This window comes from Streptomyces sp. NPDC003697 (genome assembly GCF_053587115.1).
Genome location: NZ_JBSFNN010000164.1, coordinates 1 through 2,677 on the forward strand (window position 1 = coordinate 1; position 2,677 = coordinate 2,677).

The following is a 2,677-nucleotide window of genomic DNA, read 5'->3' on the forward strand; positions in this document are numbered from 1 at the left end:
AGCCGGCTGGGGCGTACGCCGACGGTGCGGGAGCTGGCGGAGCTGATGTGCCTGTCGGAGGAGGAGGTCGTCGAGGCGCGGCTGGCGTCCAACGGCTACAACTCCTCGTCGCTGGACGCGGCGATCGGTGGCAGTGAGGACGGCGAGAGCGTGCTGGCCGACTTCATCGGCGCCGAGGACACCGGTCTGGAGCTGGTGGAGGACCTGCAAAGCCTCGCTCCCCTGCTCGCCGAGCTGAACGAGCGGGACCGGCGGATCATCCACCTCCGGTTCGTCGAGGAGCTCACCCAGGCGCAGATCGGGGAGTTGCTGGGCATCTCCCAGATGCATGTGTCGCGCCTGCTCAACCGTGTCCTGAAGCGGCTCCGGGAAGGCCTGCTGGCCACTCGCTGAGCGGCCCCGGAACCCCCCTCCCGGCGACCGGCTGCTGCCCGTGGGCCCGGCGCGGGAATACTTCGGGCCGGCATGGGAAGACGGAGGCGGTACGCAAAGGGGCCGGACGCCGCTGTCCTGGGGAGGTGGGCGGCGTCCGGCCCCTTTCGCGTGCCCCGCTCAGCGCGTCACGGTGTGCCGCTCGTTGGGCACGCAGTGGGTCATGCTCAGTCCCTCCACCTCACGCGGCGGGTTCTTGCCGAGGTTGGACAGGCGCTTGCGGTCCTCGTCCGTCAGGTCCTGGCTCGCCAGGGGTTCGAGGCCGGCCACGTCCTCGGGGCTGATGCCGAGCCCCTCCCCCACCTTCAGCCCCAACTCGTTCTCGACCAGCAGGAAGTGCCACACCATCCGCTCCTGCACGGGCCGGTCGCACCGGGACAGCTGGTTGACCAGGTTCCCCACCAGGTCGTCGCGCTCCCACTGCTCCATCAGCAGATAGCGCTGGCCGGCCTGCTGGTAGTCGTTGGTGCGCGCGATGCGCTTGCGGGTGAGCCGGCCGCGGATCTCCGGTCCCTGCTCGTCGTGGGCCGGGTACCGGGCCTCCCGCAGACCGCCGGTGATCGACGGTTCGTAGTTGACGATCGGGTTCTCGCCGCCGCCGTCGACGTGGTACGTCATCTGGCCGTCGCGCTGGTTGGTGTGCACGTGGGCGTTCTTGGCCTGGTTGACCGGCAACTGGAGGTAGTTCGGGCCGACGCGGTAGCGCTGGGTGTCGCTGTAGGAGAACGTGCGGCCCACCAGCATCTTGTCGTCGGAGAAGTCGAGTCCGTCCACGAGCACGCCGGTGCCGAAGGAGATCTGCTCGTTCTCGGCGAAGAAGTTCCGCGGCATCCGGTCCAGCACCATCCGGCCGACGGGCCTGGCCGGGAAGTCCTGCTCGGGCCAGGTCTTGGTGTCGTCCAGCGGGTCGAAGCCGAGTTCGGGGTGGTCGTGGTCGTCCATCATCTGCACGACCAGTTCCCACTCCGGGTACTCACCGCGTTCGACCGCCTCGTACAGGTCCTTGGTGGCGTGGCCGAGGGTCTGCGCCTGGACGTTCGCGGCGTCCTCCTCGGTCATGCTGCGCACGCCCTGCTTGGGCATCCAGTGGTACTTGACCAGCACGGTGCGGCCCTCGTCGTTGACCCACTTGTAGGTGTTCACGCCGAAGCCCTGCATGTGCCGGTAGTCGGAGGGGATGCCGCGCGGACTGAACAGGTTGACCAGCATGTGCATGGCCTCCGGCGTCTGCGACATGAAGTCGAAGATCCGCCGCGGCTGCTGCTCGAAGGTCACCGGGTCGGGCTTGAGGGCGTGGATGACGTCCGGGAACTTGATCGCGTCCCGGATGAAGAACACGGCGAGGTTGTTGCCCACGAGGTCCCAGTTGCCGTCCTCGGTGTAGAACTTCACCGCGAAGCCGCGCGGGTCGCGGGCGGCCTCGGAGGAGTCCCGGCCGCCGATCACCGTGGAGAAGCGGACGGCGACGTCGGTGCGCTTGCCGCGCTCCTGGAAGAGCTTGGCCCGGGTGAACTTCGCGATGGGTTCGTCGCCCCAGGCGCCGTACGCCTCGAAGTAGCCGTACGCCGTCACGCCCCGGGCGTGCACCACGCGCTCCGGGATCCGCTCGCGGTCGAAGTGGCTGATCTTCTCCAGGAACTGGTAGTTCTCCAGTGTCGCCGGTCCGCGGGCCCCGACCGTGCGCTGGTTCTGGTTGTCGTAGACGGGATGGCCCTGCCGGTTGGTGAGGACCTTGCGGTCGTCACCCTGGGCGGGCCCCTGACTTGCTGTGTCCGTCATGGCTCGTGGGCTCCTTCGGCTCGTCCCGCCGTCGCGGGGTGGGGGCTGCGAGGCGATCGCCGTCAACACAATGGCGGGGCCTGGGTACCCGGAAGGGTCGCCGCCGATGCCCGCACGAACGCGATTAACTCTTCCACCCTCCGGACGTCTCTTCGGCCGGGGTTGGGCCGGACGGGGTACCCCGGCACGCCTCCCCGGGGCTGGACGGCACCATCCCGGGTAGGCGGTCGAGGAGCGGCCGGGTGCCGGCCGCCGGACGGGAAGGAGTGTCATGCCGGGTGTGATGCAGCGGATCAAGGAGTTCGCCAGGAGTCCCCAGGGGCGCAGGACGGTGGAGCAGGTGCGGCGCGCCGCCGCCGACCCCCGTCGCCGCCCACGCCAGGTGGATGACGGCGTCGGCGCCCTCGAACTCCTCGGCCAGAGGAGCCTGCTCCGACGCGATGTCGACCGCGGACCACTCCGTCTT

3 protein-coding genes are annotated in these 2,677 nt (G+C 69.4%); 2 read left to right on the top strand and 1 reads right to left on the bottom strand.

Annotation, left to right across the window (positions count from 1 at the left end; translation table 11 throughout):
* Nucleotides 1–393, top strand: a 393-nt coding sequence (locus ACWDNY_RS31290) for a sigma-70 family RNA polymerase sigma factor (RefSeq protein WP_451649188.1), incomplete at its 5' end; no start/stop codon positions are given.
* A 159-nt stretch (nt 394–552) separates the two neighbouring features.
* Here ACWDNY_RS31290 and ACWDNY_RS31295 read toward each other — a convergent pair.
* On the bottom strand, nt 553–2,211 hold the full coding sequence (locus ACWDNY_RS31295; RefSeq protein WP_451649189.1) for a catalase: 1,659 nt from the start codon (nt 2,209–2,211) through the stop codon (nt 553–555).
* Nucleotides 2,212–2,482: 271 nt separating this feature from the next.
* Here ACWDNY_RS31295 and ACWDNY_RS31300 point away from each other — a divergent pair.
* The coding region (locus tag ACWDNY_RS31300; protein ID WP_451649190.1) for a hypothetical protein at nt 2,483–2,677 on the top strand (195 nt) is incomplete at its 3' end.